This window comes from Micromonospora sp. WMMA1976, assembly GCF_027497335.1.
Taxonomy (GTDB): Bacteria; Actinomycetota; Actinomycetes; order Mycobacteriales; family Micromonosporaceae; genus Micromonospora; species Micromonospora aurantiaca.
Genome location: NZ_CP114912.1, coordinates 4304133 through 4320079, shown reverse-complemented (window position 1 = coordinate 4320079; position 15947 = coordinate 4304133). Strand labels below are relative to the sequence as shown.

Below are 15947 nucleotides of genomic sequence, written 5' to 3'. Positions count from 1 at the left end.
AAGCGGGGCCGGGGGAACGGCGGGCGGCGCGTCCGTCGGTAGCCGGGTGAACAGTGGACGAATCCCCGGTGCGGAGCGCCCCGTGCCGGTGCGGCGCGCGTCCGTTAGGGTTCCCTTCGATCGCAAACGTCGGAGGGCGGACGGTGGGCAGACTCGCGGCGGCGTACCGGCAGGCGGTCGATCGGCATCGGCGGGCGGTGCGGCACTGGGAGGCGGCCCGGCGGCTGCTGGGCGCTGCGGGCCCGGCGCCGGTGGGCAGCCCCGAGCTGGTGGCGCGGCTGGCCCGCCTCGGCGGTGAGCTGGCCGCCGCGGTGCCCGGCACGGCCCGCGTCGCGACCCACCCCGTTCCGGTACGCCTCGGCGCCGCGTCCACTGTCGACGGCGCGTTCCCGGTGCTCGTGCCGGTGGGTGCGGGCGCGCACCTGGCCGTCGACGCGGACGCCCGTGACCCGCGCGTCGGCGAGCTGCTGCGGGCGGTGGTGGTACGGCTGCTGACCGCCGCTCCGGCCGGTGCGATCCGGGTGGCCGGCATCGACCAGGCGGCCTTCGGTGCGGCGTTCCTTCCGCTGCGCCCGCTGCACGATGCCGGGGTGCTCGCCCCGGCGGCGACGACCGAGGCGGAGACGACGGCCCTGCTCGACCTGGCCGAGCGGCACGCCCGTACCGCCCAGCGGTCCGCGCCGGAGGACCGCGAGCTGCTGGTGGTGGTCGCCGCGTCCGCGCCGCCGCCCCGGGAACTGGCCCGGCTCGCAGCGCTCACCCACGCCGGCCCGGCCGCTGCGGTCTGCGTGCTGCTGGCCGGGCACCCACCGGCCGGGCCGTCCGCCGCGCCGCCGCTGGGCGCCACCACCCAGCTGCGCGTCACCGAGCGGTACACGCTCGTCGGCGACCCGCCCGGGCGCCCGTTCAGCACCGACGGCAGCGGGCTGGCCGCGCCGGTGGTGCTCGACGGCGACCCGTCGCACGCCACCGTCACCGCGCTGGCCCGCCGGTACGCCGAGGCCGCAGGCCAGGACGGCGTCACGTTCGCCGACCTGCTGCCCGCGCAGCGCTGGGCCGGGTCCGCCGCCTCCGGGCTGCGTACCGTGCTCGGCCGGGCCGGCCGCCGTCCGCTGAGCGTGGCGTTCGACGACGCCACCCCGCACTGGCTGGTCGGCGGGCGGACCGGCGCGGGCAAGACGGTCCTGCTGCTCGACGTGCTCTACGGGCTGGCCGCCCGCTACTCCCCGGCCGAGCTGCGGCTGATGCTGCTCGACTTCAAGGAGGGCGTCAGCTTCACCGAGTTCGTGCCCACCGACCGTGACCCGTCCTGGCTGCCGCACGCCGACGCGGTCGGCATCGAGTCCGACCGCGAGTACGGCGTGGCGGCGCTGCGCGAACTGCGCGCCGAACTGGGCCGCCGCGCCGACCTGCTGAAGCGGCACGGCGTCAGCCGCCTGGCGGACCTGCCGCCCAACGCCCGGCCGCCCCGGATCGTCACAGTGGTCGACGAGTTCCACGTGCTGTTCGCCGGCAACGACGCGCTGGCCCGGCAGGCCGTCGACCTGATCGAGGAACTGGCCCGCAAGGGCCGCTCGTACGGCCTGCACCTGGTGCTGGCGAGCCAGAGCACCACCGGCATCGAGGCGCTCTACGGCCGGGCCGAGGCGATCTTCGGGCAGTTCCCGCTGCGGATCGCGCTACCCGGCGGCGACGCCGTGCTGGACCCGCGCAACGACGCCGCACGCGGGCTCACCGTCGGCACGGCGGTGGTGAACACCGGCGCGGGGGCGCCCGGCTCGGACGCCGAGGTGCGGTTCCCGGACGCGCACGCCGCCTCGGCCGACCTCGCCGCGCTGCGCCACGAGCTGCACGCGGCCCGCCCGGCCGGGTCGCGCCCGCCTGCCGTCTTCCGGGGACACGAGACGCCCCGGCTCACCGACGACAGCGCCTGGGCGGCGTTGACGCCCGGCGCCGACCCGCCGTACGCGCTCGTCGGCCGCGTAGTGGACGTCCCCGGCAGCCCGGCCGGGTTCGCGCTCGACGCCAGCCCGGGCCGGCACCTCGCGGTGGTCGGCACCGCCGCGGGCGGCGCGGACGTGCTCCGGTCGGCCACCCTGTCCCTGGCCCGCCAGCACGCCCCCGGCACCGCCCGGTTTCTGTTCGCGCCGCTGGCGCCGGGCACCACGGACGCCGCCGACGACCTGGCCATGACGCTCGCCGCCGCCGGGCACCAGGTCCGACGCCTCGACGCCGGCGCACTGCGCGCCCATCTCACCGAGGCCGCCGCCGGCGACAGCCCGGCGTCCGGGCGCACCTACCTGGTGGTGTTCGGCATGGACGCCGCGGCCACGACGCTGGCCGCCTCCGACCCGGCGACGTTCCGCTCCGGGTACGACGACCTGCGCGCCGTGCTGCGCCAGGGGCCCGCGCGCGGCACGCACGTGCTCGGCTGGTGGCGCGGGCTGCGCCGGCTCGCCGACGACCTCGGCGGCAGCGGGCACCGCGACGACGTGACCGGCCTGGTCGCGCTGAACGTCCCCGCCGCCGACCTGGGCCTGCACCTCGGCGTGCACGACCTGGCGTACGTCCCGCGCGAGGGGCGCGCCCTGCTGGTCGACCGGCACGAGCACCGCACCGCGCTGATCGTGCCCTTCGCCGCCGCGGGAGAGCCGTCATGAGCGGATTCGACGAGTACGCGGCGCTGCTGCGGGAGCTGTCCACCCGGCAGCGCGGCGGGGAGCGGGAGATCGCCGCCGAGGCGGAGCGCCGCCGTGGCCTCCAGTCCGCCGTCGACACGCTCGGGCAGCGGCTCGCGACCCAGGGCCAGCACCTGGACCGGCTCGGGCAGGCGATCGGCGTGCCGATGACGTCGGTACCGGCGGAGGCGCCGGCGCCGGCGATGGCTGCCGGTGGGGGAGCGCCGGGTCCCGCACCCGGGCCGGGGGACGGGGTGACCGGCGGCGCAGCCGACGCGCCGGGGCGGCCGGACGTCGGGGCGTACCCCTCGGGGGGTGTTCCGGCGCCGCGGGCCGGCGACCCGGCGGCGGAGCTGGCGGCGGCGGGGCGGCTCGCCGAGGAGGCCGACGTGTTCGGGCAGCAGGCCGATGCGCTGGCCCGCACGCCGGTGCTGCTGCCCACCTGGTCGGCGCCGGCGCGGGCGGTGGTGGTGTACGCGGGCTGTGCGCTGGTCGGCTCGCTGCTGATGCTGATCGCGATAGTGGGTTCGTCGCTGCCGGTGACCGGGCTGGACCTGGTGGCGGCGCTGAGCTGCGCGGGCGTGCCGTTGATGTCCTTCGTGGCCGGTCAGGCGGTGCTCGCCCGCTGGGGCCGCCCGGCGGTGGAGGGCGACGCGCCCCCGGCCGGACGCTACGTGCCGCTGGGTTTCGTGATCTGCGCGCTGGTCTCCCCGTCCTTCTTCTGCCTCTACCTCCTCCTCTTCCGCCTCCTGCGCTGACAGCGAAGCGGGGTGGGGCGGTAGGCTGCGCGCGGGTCGGTGAGCTGGGGGAGGGCGTGTGAGCGCGGCGGAGATCATCGCCAGGCTGGCGGCGGCGGCACAGAAGCTGGACGAGGCCAAGGCACGCACCGCCGCCGCCGCGCAGGACGCGGCCGAGGCGCGGGCGCTGGTGGCGGGCGCGCTGGAAGGTGCCACGGCGGGGCCGCTGATCGGCGCCATCGACTCCTACCGGCAGGCGCTGGCACAGGCCGCACAGGGCGGGGAACCGGCCCGGCAGCACGTGCAGGAGACCATCGCGAAGGTCCAGGCGCTGGGCAACTGAGCCCGGTCCGGCATGCCGGTTTGCGCGCAGGGCGCGACAAGGGTTACCGCCGCGTAACTTTTCATTGACGTGTGTGAAATCGGACACGCATCATCGTGTCCACGATCGATCGGATCCCACCCGTCCCCCCGGGTACGCCCGGGTGCCTCCCCCCGGAGGTGCAGCCCATGCTGCTCCGAACGATCCTGGCCGTCACCACCGCCGCCACCGTCCTGCTCGTCCCGGCCGCCGCCCAGGCCGCCACCGCCGAACCCGCCGCCCCGTCTGCCACGGCCACCGTCGCCACCGCCGCGCAACGGGCCGCCGCCGCGGCCGCCGACCCGGTGATCGTGGTCGGCGGCCTCAGTGGAATCTCCATCGCGTACGAGCCGATCGCCGCGCGGCTGCGCGCCGACGGCTACCGGGTCTCGATCTTCCAGTTGCCGAACCTCGGTCTCGGCGACATCCGCGAGTCCGCCCGCGCGTTGTCGTCCTACGTGGACCGGGTGCGCGCCGGCACCGGTGCGGCCCGCGTCGACCTGGTCGGCCACTCCGAGGGCGGCCTGGTCAGCCGCTGGTACGTCAAGTACCTCGGCGGCGCGGCCACCGTCGACCAGTACGTCAGCCTGGGCAGCCCGCAGTACGGCACCTACGTCGCCAACCTGGTCGCCTTCCTCGGGCTGGGCAGCTGCGCCGGGGTGATCGCCTGCCAGCAGATGACCATCGGGTCGAGCTTCCTCGCCGACCTCAACGCCGGGGACGACACCCCCGGCCCGGTGCGGTGGGCGACGGTGCGCACCTGGCAGGACGAACTGGTCCGGCCGGTCGACAACGCCGTGCTCGCCGACGGCGCGACGAACATCCTGGTGCAGGCGTGGTGCCCGCTGCGGGTCGTCGGCCACCTCGGGCTGGTGCTGGACGGCACCACGTACACGGCGGTACGCCAGGTGCTCTCCGGCGCCGCGGTCCAGCCGAACTGCTTCGCGGTCTGAGTCACGTGCCCGGGCCCGCCGTCGCGCAGGCCCGGGCACGTCCGGCCGGGCCGTCGCTCAGTCCGCGTCCCGGCCCGTGATCACGTCGGCGGCCCGCCAGGCCAGCGCGGTCACCGGGGCGCTGGTCCAGCCCGCCACCATCACCGGCAGCACCGACGCGTCGACCACCCGCAGCCCGTCCACGCCGCGGACCCGCAGGTGCGGGTCGACCACGTGATCGTCGCCGTCGCCCATCGCGCAGGTGCCGATCGCGTGGTAGCCGCAGTAGCCGCGTGCCACCGCCGCCTCGACGATCTGCGCGTCGGTGGTAGCCGCCGTCCCGGGCACCGTCTCGGCCCGGATGCGCTTCGCGATCGGGCCGGTGCCGAAGAACTCCCGCATCCGGCGGAACAGGTCCACCGCCACCCGCCGGTCGTGCTCGGTGGCGAGGTAGTTCGCCACGATGGCCGGCGGCGTACGCGGGTCCGCGTCGGTGATCGTCAGGCTGCCCTCGCTGTCCGGCCGGGTCACCGTGCCCAGGCACATCAGGCCCGGTTCCCGTTCCAGTTCGAGGGCCTTGCCGGGCCGGGGCGGGGCGGCCGAGAACGGCGCCATCAGCAGGTGCGCGTCCGGGCGGTCCAGCTCGGGGCGGGACTTGAGGTGGGCCGCCACGTCCAGCACCGGCAGGGCGAGCGGGCCGCCCCCGGTGAGCAGCCAGCGCAGCGTGGCCCGGGCCTGCCCGAGCGGGCTGCCGATGGTCATGTTGTGGCCGCCGCGTTCGGCGAGGCGGTACTGGAGCACCATCGACCGGTGCTCGCGCAGCCCGGCGCCGACCCGGGGCCGGTCGAGCAGCACCGGCACCCCTGCCGCGCGCAGTGTGTCCGCCGGCCCGATGCCGGAGACCTGCAACAGGTGCGGGGTCGCGAGGGCGCCCGCGGCGAGGATCACCTCACCGGCCGCCCGGTACGTGGTCTCCCCGCCGCCGCGCGCCACCCGTACGCCGGTGGCCCGGCCGCCCTCGACGAGCACCCGCAGGACGACGGCGCCGACCTCGACGGTCAGGTTGGGCCGGCGCCGCACCGGGTGCAGGAACGCGTCGGCGGCGCTGACCCGGCGTCCGGCGTGGATGGTGGCGGTCGGGTAGCCGATCCGCTCGTCGTCGTGGGCGTCCAGGTCGTCGGCGTGGCGCCAGCCGAGCTCGGCGCCGGTGGCCACCATCTCCTCGGCGAGCGGTTCGGTGCCGGTGGCGATGGACAGCCGCACCGGGCCGCCGGTGCCCCGGTGCGTCGCGGGCCCGAGCGGGTGGTCCTCCAGTTGCGGGAACACGCGGCCCATGACCGACCAGCCCCAGCCCAGTGGTGCGAGGGCGTCCCAGTCGCGGGCCGCGCCGCGGCTCCAGATCATGCCGTTCACCGACGTCGAACCGCCGATCATCCGTCCGCGCTGCCAGATCTCCTGGCGGCCCGGTCCGGTGGTGGCCGGGTAGTGCCAGGCGGTGCGCTGGCCGTCCATCAGCCGGGAGAACGCCTTCGGCACCCGCACGTACGGGCTGCGGTCCCAGCCGCCCGCCTCCAGCAGCAGCACCCGCGTCCCCGGATCCTCGGTGAGGCGGTTCGCCAGCACGCACCCCGCCGCGCCGGCCCCCACGATGACGTAGTCGAACTCCTCCACAGCGGACCCCCACTCGCGAGAATCCCTCTGACAGTAGTTGCTCGATCACATTCCGCGAAAGGGCCGGGCGCGTCCGGGTCAGGCGGCCTTCGCCAGCGCCTCGAACTCGTCGTCGGTCAGCTCCACCTCGGCCGCCGCCACGTTCTCCTCCAGGTGCGCCACCGACGACGTACCCGGGATCGGCAGCATCACCGGCGACCGGCGCAGCAGCCAGGCCAGCGCGAGCTGCGCCGGGCTGGCGCCGTGCGCGGTCGAGATCGCGTCCAGCGGTCCGCCGGGCCGGGCCAGGTTGCCGGTGGCGATCGGGAACCACGGGATGAACGCCAGGTCGTGGCGCTCGCAGTGCTCCAGCACGTCCTCCGCGCTGCGGTCGGCCAGGTTGTAGAGGTTCTGCACGGACACGATCGGCGCGATCGCCCGGGCCGCCTCGATCTCCTCGACGCTGACCTGGGACAGCCCGATGTGCCGGATCTTGCCCTCCTGGCGCAGCAGCGCCAGCTCCCCGAGCTGGTCGGCCAGCGGCACCTTCGCGTCGATGCGGTGCAGCTGGTAGAGCGGGATGCAGTCCAGTCCCAGGTGGCGCAGGCTCAGCTCGCACTGCTGGCGCAGGTACTCCGGGCGGCCCACCGGCCGCCAGTCGTCCGGGCCGGAGCGGGTCAGCCCGGCCTTCGTCGCGATGACCAGGTCGTCGGCGTACGGGTGCAGCGCCTCGCGGATCAGCAGCTCGCTGACGAACGGCCCGTACGAGTCGGCGGTGTCGACGAACGTGACGCCCAGCTCGTACGCGCGGCGCAGCACCCGTACCGCCTCGGCCGGATCCTTCGGGTCGCCCCAGACGCCGGGGCCGGTGAGCTGCATCGCCCCGTAGCCGAGGCGGTCGACCGGCAGGTCGCCACCGATCCGGTAGCTGCCCGACGCCTTGGCGGGCTGGGTGCTGGTGGCCATTCGCGGTCCTCCTGTGCTCGTTCGTGCCTCGCAGGGCGGTGTTGCGCCCCGACCACTGGACATTCCCCGAATCGTGACGGCGAAGCACTGGTAGTTGCGGCGAGCGGCCCCGGCGCACCGGGCCGCCGTGGGAGGCTGGGTGGGACGGTGCTCAGGAGGTGCGCATGGCCGCGACGCCACGGCTCGACTTCGCGCTGGACACGTACGAGTGCATCGTGCTCTACCCCGGGCCCTCGGGACGGGCCCTGCCGGACGAGACCGTGCAGCGGCTGCAGGCCGAGCACCTCCAGCACATGCGGGCGCTGCAACGGCGCGGCATCGTGCTCGTGGACGGGTCGGTCGACGGCCCGGCCCGGGAACCCGACCCGCCGATCGGTTTCGGCCTGGCCCGGACCGGTTCGGTGGACGACGTCCGCAGCGTCATGGAGGCCGACCCGGCGGTGCAGGCCGGGCTCTACCGGGTCGAGGTGCTTACCTTCCTCTGCCCGGCCGGCTCACTGGAGTTCCCGCTGGTCAAGACGGAGAGCTGAGGCGCGACGCCCGCCCCTCCGACGGCACCGGTCGCTGCCGCGTACCCGGTGCCCGCCCACGCCCGGCCGGCCGAGCGCGGCGGCCCCACAGTGCCCCCGGCCGGTCCGTGACGGGGAGCGGTACGATTTCTCACCGCGCGGTCGCCGATGCCCGCCACACGACGTTCCGGTGCGGTACGCCTACCGCCCGCCCACGCGGTTGACGCGCGTCGTTGGACAAATGTTCCGCAGTCCGCAAGGGGTCGGCCGGGAGGCCGATCCGGAGGAGAGACTAGCCTGATGGGCGTGACACGCCGCGCGAAGATCGTCTGCACTCTCGGCCCCGCAACCGCGTCCCCGGAGCGTATCCGCGGCCTCGTAGAGGCGGGCATGAACGTGGCGAGGCTCAACTTCAGCCACGGCAGTCACGCCGACCACGAATCGGTCTACCGGCTGGTCCGCGAGGCGGCCGATGCGGCCGGCCGGCCGGTCGCCGTGCTCGCCGACCTCCAGGGCCCCAAGATCCGTCTCGGCCGGTTCGTCGACGGCCCGCACGAGTGGCGCACCGGCGACTCCGTGGTGATCACCGGCGACGAGGTGGAGGGCACCAAGGAGCGGGTCTCCTGCACCTACCGCAAGCTGCCGCAGGAGGTGAAGCCGGGCGACCGGCTGCTGATCGACGACGGCCGGGTCGCGGTCGAGGTCAGCGACGTGACCGGCAACGACATCCGGTGCCTGGTCACCGAGGGCGGCCCGGTCTCCAACAACAAGGGCGTCTCGCTGCCGAACGTCGCGGTGAGCGTCCCGGCCCTGTCCGACAAGGACGCCGAGGACCTGCGCTTCGCCCTCGGCCTCGGTGTCGACCTGGTCGCGCTCTCCTTCGTCCGCTCGCCGGAGGACATCAAGCTCGTTCACTCGATCATGGACGAGGAGGGCGTACGGCGCCCGGTCCTGGCCAAGGTCGAGAAGCCGGAGGCGGTCGACCACCTGGAGGCGATCGTGCTCTCCTTCGACGGGGTCATGGTCGCCCGCGGCGACCTCGGCGTCGAACTGCCGCTGGACCAGGTGCCGCTGGTGCAGAAGCGCGCCGTGCAGCTGTGCCGGGAGAACGCCAAGCCGGTCATCGTGGCCACCCAGATGCTCGACTCGATGATCGAGAACTCCCGCCCGACCCGCGCGGAGGCCTCCGACGTGGCGAACGCGGTGCTCGACGGCGCGGACGCGGTGATGCTCTCCGGCGAGACCAGCGTCGGCAAGTACCCGGTGCTCACCGTCAGCACCATGGCGAAGATCATCACCACCACCGAGGCCGGCTCGATCGCCGTCCCCCGGTTGCAGCACGATCCGCGTACGCACGGCGGCGCGCTCACCGTCGCCGCCTCGTCGATCGCCCGGGCCATCGGCGCCAAGGCCATGGTCGCGTTCTCGCAGACCGGTGACACCGTCAAGCGGCTGGCCCGGCTGCACTGCGACCTGCCGCTGCTGGCGTTCACGCCGGTGCCGGAGGTGCGCAACCAGCTCGCGCTGTCCTGGGGCGTGGAGACGTTCCTGATGCCGTTCGTCCAGCACACCGACGACATGTTCCGCCAGGTCGACCAGGCGCTGCTCGGCCTCAACCGGGCCAACCCGGGCGACTACGTGGTCATCGTGGCGGGCAGCCCGCCCGGCACCCCCGGCTCCACCAACACGCTGCGCGTGCACCAGCTCGGTTCGCTGGTCGACGCCGCTTCGGCGCGAGCCCTCCAATGAGTGGTGTGGCCACCGGGCAGGCGGCGGTCGACCAGCTGCTGGAGGTGCTCGACCTCGCCCGTACCGGGGAGATGACCTTCCGGGGGATGAGCCCGCCGGTGGGCCCGCAGCGGGTCTACGGCGGGCAGGTCGCCGGCCAGGCCCTGGTCGCGGCCGGCCGCACCGTCGACGCGGAGCGGGCCGTGCACTCCCTGCACGGCTACTTCGTGCGCCCCGGCGACCCGGCCGAGCCGATCGAGTACCAGGTGGAGAACGTCCGCGACGGCCGCTCCTTCTCGGTACGCCGCTCGGTGGCGTTGCAGCACGACAAGCCGATCTTCTTCATGTCGGCGTCGTTCCAGCGCCAGGAGGAGGGGCTGGACCACCACGCCCCGCTCCCGCCGGACGTACCCGGCCCGGACGACGTGCCGACGATGGCCGACCGGCTGTCCCGCTACCCGGAGCGCCTGGGCATCTGGGGGATGATCCCGCGCCCGATCGACGTGCGCTACGTCGGCGAGCCCGGCTGGGTCCGCCCCGGCGACCGCCCGGCCGAACCGCACCAGCGGGTGTGGATGCGCCTGGACGGCAAGCTGCCGGACGATCCGCTGCTGCACGCGTGCGCCCTCACGTACGCCTCCGACCTGACGCTGCTGGACTCGGTGCTGTCGGTGCACGGCGAGGTGTGGGGCCCGGGCGGTGTGGTCGGCGCGAGCCTCGACCACGCGCTCTGGTTCCACAGGTCGTTCCGCGCCGACGAGTGGTTCCTGTACGACTGCTGGAGCCCGTCCGCGTCCGGCGCCCGCGGCCTGGCCACGGGCCGGATGTTCACCACCGACGGCCGGCACATCGCCAGCGCCGTCCAGGAGGGGCTGCTGCGGCGCGTCGGCGACTGACCGCCCGGGCGGTGATCGCCCGGCCGGTGATCGTCCCGGCGCGGGTCGGGCGGCAGGTCCGCACCGCAGCGGACTAACCTGGCCGTATGCGTCTTTCCGCCCGGGTCGACTATGCCCTCCGCGCGGCCGCTGAGCTGGCCTCGGTCGCGGACGGGGGAAGCACCGGACGGAGCCGCCCGGTGACCGCCGAGCAGATTGCCCGCGCGCAGGACATCCCGCCGAAGTTCCTCGAGAGCATCCTGCTGCAACTGCGCCGGGGCGGCATCGTGCACGCCCAGCGTGGCCCCGAGGGCGGCTACTGGCTGGCCCGGCCGGCCGGCGAGATCTCCCTGGCCGAGGTGATCCGCGTCATCGACGGTCCACTCGCGCACGTGCGCGGGCAGCGCCCGGAACAGCTCGGCTACCAGGGCGCGGCCCGCGCGTTGCAGGACGTCTGGATCGCGCTGCGGGCCAGCGAGCGGGAGATCCTGGAGCTGGTCACCATCGCCGACGTGGCCGCCGGCGCGCTGCCCGGCCGGGTCAACGAACTGGCCGCCGACCCGCGCGCCTGGAGCTGACCACACCGTCCGGCGTCTCCTACCAACCGGATGGGGGACTTGACCCGGGGTGCCCTCGTGCCGCATTGTCGACCAAGTTGATAGGAGATACCGAAAAGTCAGGGGGCGCTCGTGCGCAAGCTGCTGGTCCTCGCCCTCGTCGGGCTCGCCGCGCAACTCGTCGACGGCGCGCTCGGCATGGCGTACGGGCTGACCTCCTCCACGCTTCTCCTGTTCGCCGGCGTGGCACCGGCCGCGGCATCCGCCTCGGTGCACCTGGCCGAGATCGGCACCACGCTCGCCGCGGGCGTCTCGCACTGGCGATTCGGCAACGTCGACTGGAAGGTGGTCGGCCGCATCGCGTTGCCCGGCGCGATCGGCGCGTTCGCCGGGGCGACGTTCCTCAGCTCCATCTCCACCGAGGCGGCGGCGCCGTGGATGGCAGCCATCCTGTTCACGCTCGGCGCGTACCTGCTGGTGCGGTTCTCCCGGCCGCTGCGCGCCAACCGCGCCGCCGGCCGGCTCCGTAGCCGCTTCCTCGCCCCGCTCGGCCTGGTCGCCGGCTTCGTCGACGCCACCGGCGGCGGTGGCTGGGGCCCGGTCGCCACCCCGGCCCTGCTGGTCTCCGGTCGGATGGAACCCCGCAAGGTCATCGGCTCGGTGGACACCTCCGAGTTCGTGGTGGCCGGCGCGGCCAGCATCGGCTTCCTCATCGGCCTGGGCTCCGAGGGCTTCCTGCTGCCCACAGTGGCCGCCCTCCTGGTCGGCGGCCTGATCGCCGCGCCGATCGCGGCCTGGCTGGTCCGCATCGTCCCCGCTCAGCTGCTCGGCGCCGTGATCGGCGGCGTGATCGTGCTGACGAATGCCCGCACGCTGCTGAGCGCCGGCGGCGTGGGCGGCTCGGTGCCGGTGGTGGTGTACGTGCTGCTCGGCACCGCCTGGCTGGTCGCCGTCGGGCTGGCGGTGCGCGCCCTGCGCCGTACCCGCCGGGCCCGCGCCACTGTCGACGCGGCCCTGGCCGCCGCGCCGCCGGCCGAGGCCGCGCCAGCCTCCGCGTCGGCGGCGGAGGACGCGCAGTCGGGGCAGGTCCCGGAGCCGGCGGCCACCGCCGAGGCCGCCGAATCGCGGAAGCTCGCCGCCGCCGTCGAGGGCTGAGCCGCCCGCGGCCTGAACCGCGCGCCTCGCCTGGCCGTGCCGTCGCCCGGGAGAGAAGATGTCCCGCTGACCGGTATGCCTCTCGGTCATATTTATGACTCTGAGGTATATCGGCTGTCGGGCCATTCCTTCGCGCCGCCCGACCGCTCCGCCGCGCTTGTGGTGCGTCCAGTGGCGACCTAGGCTGACGAAGCGCGGAGCCGAATCACCGACGTCGATGCGTTGACGTCGCCCGTCGCGTCAGGGCACGTATCCGCCGGTCCGGGCAGGCCGGCGCTCGTCGCGTGCCTGACCTCCGCGAAAGGCGTTCCCCGTGCACCCCACCACCCCTCGCCGCCGGATCGCGCTGCTCGCCGCGGCTTCGGCGGTCACCCTGTCGGCCGGCGCGCTCACCACGATGACTGCTGCCGCGGCGGCCGTCGCCTGCCGGGTCGACTACCGGATCACCAACCAGTGGAGCGGCGGCTTCGGCGCCGACGTGACAGTCACCAACCTCGGCGACCCGGTCAACGGCTGGACCGTCGGCTGGAGCTTCGCCGCCGGCCAGCAGGTCGTCCAGGCGTGGAACGCGACGGTCAGCCAGTCCGGCGCGCAGGTGAGCGCCCGCGACGCCGGCTACAACGCGGCCATCGGCACCGGCGGCACCGCGAACTTCGGCTTCAACGGCTCGTGGAACGACGCGTCGAACCCGGTTCCGGCCGCCTTCACGCTCAACGGCACCGCCTGCACCGGCGCGCCGTCCACCAGCGCGCCGCCGACGACCCCGCCACCGTCCACCACACCTCCGCCCACGACCCCGCCGCCGACCACACCCCCGCCCACCACGCCGCCGCCGACCACGCCGCCGGCCGGCGCGAAGCAGATGGAGGACCTCGACCGAGGGCTGATCAGCGTCCGCTCCGGCAGCGGGAACCTGGTCTCCTGGCGGCTGCTCGGCACCGAGACCACCGGGGTTTCGTTCAACCTGTACCGGGGCGGTACCAAGGTCAACGGCAGCCCGATCACCGGCGCCACCACGTACCTGGACAGCGGCGCGGCGGCCGGCTCGGCGTACACCGTGCGGGCCGTGGTGAACGGCGCCGAGCAGGCGGCGTCCGCGCCGGCGCTCCAGTTCGCCAACGGTTACCTGGACGTGCCGATCCAGCCGCCGCCCGGCGGCACCACCCCGTCGGGGGAGGGGTACAGCTACTCGGCGAACGACGCGAGCGTCGGTGACCTCGACGGCGACGGCCGCTACGAGTTCGTGCTCAAGTGGGACCCGTCGAACGCCAAGGACAACTCGCAGTCCGGCTACACCGGCAACGTCTACGTCGACGCGTACACGCTCGCCGGCACCCGGCTGTGGCGCGTTGACCTGGGTCGCAACATCCGCGCCGGCGCCCACTACACCCAGTTCCAGGTGTACGACTACGACGGCGACGGGGACGCCGAGGTGGCCATGAAGACCGCCGACGGCACCCGCTCCGGCACCGGCCAGGTGATCGGCAACGGCTCGGCCGACCACCGCAACTCCAGCGGCTACGTGCTCGCCGGCCCGGAATACCTGACCATGTTCGACGGCCGCACCGGCGCGGCGCTGTCCACTGTCGACTACGACCCGCCGCGCGGCACCGTCTCCTCCTGGGGCGACTCGTACGGCAACCGGGTCGACAGGTTCCTCGCCGGCACCGCGTACCTGGACGGGCAGCGACCGTCGTTGATCATGGCGCGCGGCTACTACACCAGGGCCGTCGTCGCGGCCTGGGACTTCCGCGACGGCACGCTGCGCAAGCGCTGGACGTTCGACTCGAACGCCTCCGGCAACGGCGCCGCCGCCGGCCAGGGCAACCACCAGCTCTCCGTGGCCGACGTCGACAACGACAGCCGCCAGGAGATCGTGTACGGCGCCGCCACCATCGACGACAACGGCCGGCTGCTGTACTCCACCGGCAACGGCCACGGCGACGCCCTGCACGTCGGTGACCTCGACCCGTCCCGCTCCGGTCTGGAGGTGTTCAAGGTCGACGAGGACGCCAGCAAGCCCAGCTCCTGGATGGCCGACGCGCGTACCGGGCAGATCATCTGGCAGACCGCGCCGAACGGCGACAACGGCCGCGGCGTCTCCGGTGACGTGTGGGCGGGCAGCCCGGGTGCCGAGTCCTGGTCGTCGGCGGTCGACGGACTGCTCAACACCCGGGGGCAGAACGTCGGGCGCAAGCCGTCGTCGGCGAACTTCCTGATCTGGTGGGACGGCGACCCGGTCCGGGAACTGCTCGACGCCACGAAGATCGACAAGTACGGCACCGGCGGCGAGACCCGGCTGCTCACCGGCAGCGGCGTCGCCTCCAACAACGGCACCAAGTCCACCCCGGCGCTCTCGGCGGACCTGCTCGGTGACTGGCGGGAGGAGGTCGTCTGGCGCACCTCCGACAGCACCGCGCTCCGGATCTACAGCACGCCGTCGACCACCGGTCTGCGTCTGCCGACGCTGATGCACGACCCGCAGTACCGGGTGGCTGTGGCCTGGCAGAACACCGCCTACAACCAGCCGCCGCACCCGGGCTTCTACCTGGGCGACGGCATGAGCACCCCGCCCGCGCCGAACATCTACCTGCGCTGAAACGGCAGGCACCGGGTCGCCGGCCGCGGAATCCGCTCCGCCGGCGACCCGGTGCACCACACCGCAGCATTCCCGACCCGTCCCGACCGGGAATGCCGTACCACCACCGGGGACAAAGTTATGCGTCCCGCGCGACGCTGCGGTGACGTGGCTATGAAGAGCGTGTTTCAGCCCTCCCGGCGCAGCCCGCCCGCCACCTTCTCGGCGATCAGCTCGAACGAGCGGACCCGGTCCGCCACGTCGTACACCATCGTGGTGAGCATCAGCTCGTCCGCGCCGGTGCGCTCCAGCAGCTCACCGAGCTGCCGGGCCACCGTCTCCGGTGAGCCGGTCGCCTGGCCGTCGCGGCGCTGGGCGACGAACTCCCGCTCGAACTCCGAGTACGGGTACGCCGCCGCCTCCTCCGGCGTGACCAGCGGCTCCGGCCGCCCCGACCGCAGCTTCAGGAACGACAGCCCGGCCGGCCCGGCCAGCCACTCGGCCCGCTCGTCGGTCTCCGCGCAGACCGCGTTGACCGCCACCATCGCGTACGGCCGGTCCAGCCACTGCGACGGCCGGAAGTTCTGCCGGTAGAGCTGCAACGCCGGAATCGTGTTCTGCGAACTGAAATGGTGCGCGAACGAGAACGGCAGCCCGAGCAGACCGGCCAGCTGCGCGCTGAAGCCGCTGGACCCGAGCAGCCACACCTGCGGCGACTGGCCGCGGCCCGGCGTCGCCGTGATCGGGCCCGGCTCGGCACCGGAGAAGTAGTTCATCAGGTCGGCCAGCTCACGCGGGAAGTGCTCCGCGGACAGGCCCTCCATCGTGCGGCGCAACGCCAGCGCGGTCACCTGGTCGGTGCCCGGCGCCCGGCCGATGCCCAGGTCGATCCGGCCCGGATGCAGCGCCTCCAGGGTGCCGAACTGCTCGGCCACCACCAGCGGCGGGTGGTTGGGCAGCATCACCCCGCCCGAACCGAGCCGGATCGTGCTGGTGTGCGCCGCCAGGTGCGCGAGCAGCACCGCCGGCGCGGAACTCGCGATCGCGGGCATGTTGTGGTGCTCGGCCACCCAGAACCGGCGGTAGCCCAGCTCCTCGGTGCGGCGGGCCAGCTCCGTGGTGTACCGCAGCGCCTCACCGGCACTGCCGGTCGCCGCCACCGGGGCAAGATCAAGAACAGACATGGGTACGTCGATCACAGGGAGGTGCAACAGGCGACGT

Annotated in this window: 13 protein-coding genes; 10 read left to right on the top strand and 3 right to left on the bottom strand. The window is 74.2% G+C overall.

What is annotated here, in order from left to right:
• The first annotated feature begins 143 nt into the window (after nucleotides 1–143).
• The 4 genes from O7546_RS19690 to O7546_RS19675 all read left to right on the top strand — a co-directional run bounded on the left by O7546_RS19690 (nucleotide 144) and on the right by O7546_RS19675 (nucleotide 4729).
• Nucleotides 144–2660 (top strand): FtsK/SpoIIIE domain-containing protein, encoded by a 2517-nt coding sequence (locus tag O7546_RS19690; RefSeq protein WP_281599919.1) that lies wholly within the window; start codon nucleotides 144–146, stop codon nucleotides 2658–2660.
• The gene (locus tag O7546_RS19685) at nucleotides 2657–3436 is read left to right on the top strand and encodes a hypothetical protein (protein ID WP_194801273.1); all 780 of its coding nucleotides are present in this window, start codon (nucleotides 2657–2659) and stop codon (nucleotides 3434–3436) included. The genes O7546_RS19690 and O7546_RS19685 overlap by 4 nt, the downstream gene beginning before the upstream one ends.
• Nucleotides 3437–3494: 58 nt before the next feature.
• The gene (locus tag O7546_RS19680; protein WP_073830945.1) at nucleotides 3495–3758 is read left to right on the top strand and encodes a DUF6244 family protein; all 264 of its coding nucleotides are present in this window, start codon (nucleotides 3495–3497) and stop codon (nucleotides 3756–3758) included.
• Between the two features lie 167 nt (nucleotides 3759–3925).
• Nucleotides 3926–4729 (top strand): alpha/beta fold hydrolase, encoded by an 804-nt coding sequence (locus O7546_RS19675; protein ID WP_194801274.1) that lies wholly within the window; start codon nucleotides 3926–3928, stop codon nucleotides 4727–4729.
• 57 nt (nucleotides 4730–4786) lie between these two features.
• Here the strand turns inward: O7546_RS19675 and O7546_RS19670 are convergent, their stop codons facing one another.
• The gene (locus O7546_RS19670) at nucleotides 4787–6379 is read right to left on the bottom strand and encodes a GMC family oxidoreductase N-terminal domain-containing protein (RefSeq protein ID WP_281599915.1); all 1593 of its coding nucleotides are present in this window, start codon (nucleotides 6377–6379) and stop codon (nucleotides 4787–4789) included.
• 78 nt (nucleotides 6380–6457) lie between these two features.
• Entirely contained in the window at nucleotides 6458–7324 is an 867-nt protein-coding gene (locus O7546_RS19665; protein WP_194801276.1) for an aldo/keto reductase, read from the bottom strand.
• Nucleotides 7325–7488: 164 nt separating this feature from the next.
• Here O7546_RS19665 and O7546_RS19660 point away from each other — a divergent pair, with 164 nt between their 5' ends.
• The 6 genes from O7546_RS19660 to O7546_RS19635 all read left to right on the top strand — a co-directional run bounded on the left by O7546_RS19660 (nucleotide 7489) and on the right by O7546_RS19635 (nucleotide 14747).
• Nucleotides 7489–7854 (top strand): YciI family protein, encoded by a 366-nt coding sequence (locus O7546_RS19660; protein WP_013287532.1) that lies wholly within the window; start codon nucleotides 7489–7491, stop codon nucleotides 7852–7854.
• 279 nt (nucleotides 7855–8133) lie between these two features.
• Nucleotides 8134–9582: a pyruvate kinase gene (gene pyk / locus O7546_RS19655; RefSeq protein WP_281599912.1), complete on the top strand. Its 1449-nt coding sequence runs from the start codon at nucleotides 8134–8136 to the stop codon at nucleotides 9580–9582.
• Nucleotides 9579–10457 (top strand): acyl-CoA thioesterase II, encoded by an 879-nt coding sequence (locus O7546_RS19650; protein WP_194801278.1) that lies wholly within the window; start codon nucleotides 9579–9581, stop codon nucleotides 10455–10457. The genes pyk and O7546_RS19650 overlap by 4 nt, the downstream gene beginning before the upstream one ends.
• 86 nt (nucleotides 10458–10543) lie before the next feature.
• Nucleotides 10544–11014, top strand: a complete 471-nt coding sequence (locus O7546_RS19645; RefSeq protein ID WP_135241228.1) for an Rrf2 family transcriptional regulator — start codon at nucleotides 10544–10546, stop codon at nucleotides 11012–11014.
• 111 nt (nucleotides 11015–11125) lie between these two features.
• A complete protein-coding gene (locus tag O7546_RS19640) occupies nucleotides 11126–12148 on the top strand; it encodes a sulfite exporter TauE/SafE family protein (protein ID WP_194801279.1) in 1023 nt (340 codons plus the stop codon).
• 313 nt (nucleotides 12149–12461) lie between these two features.
• Nucleotides 12462–14747, top strand: coding sequence for a cellulose binding domain-containing protein (locus O7546_RS19635; RefSeq protein WP_269697338.1), 2286 nt, complete (start codon nucleotides 12462–12464; stop codon nucleotides 14745–14747).
• A gap of 167 nt (nucleotides 14748–14914) precedes the next feature.
• On the opposite strand, the gene O7546_RS19630 is transcribed toward O7546_RS19635, so the two are convergent.
• Nucleotides 14915–15910: an LLM class flavin-dependent oxidoreductase gene (locus O7546_RS19630; protein ID WP_281599908.1), complete on the bottom strand. Its 996-nt coding sequence runs from the start codon at nucleotides 15908–15910 to the stop codon at nucleotides 14915–14917.
• Nucleotides 15911–15947 lie beyond the last annotated feature (37 nt).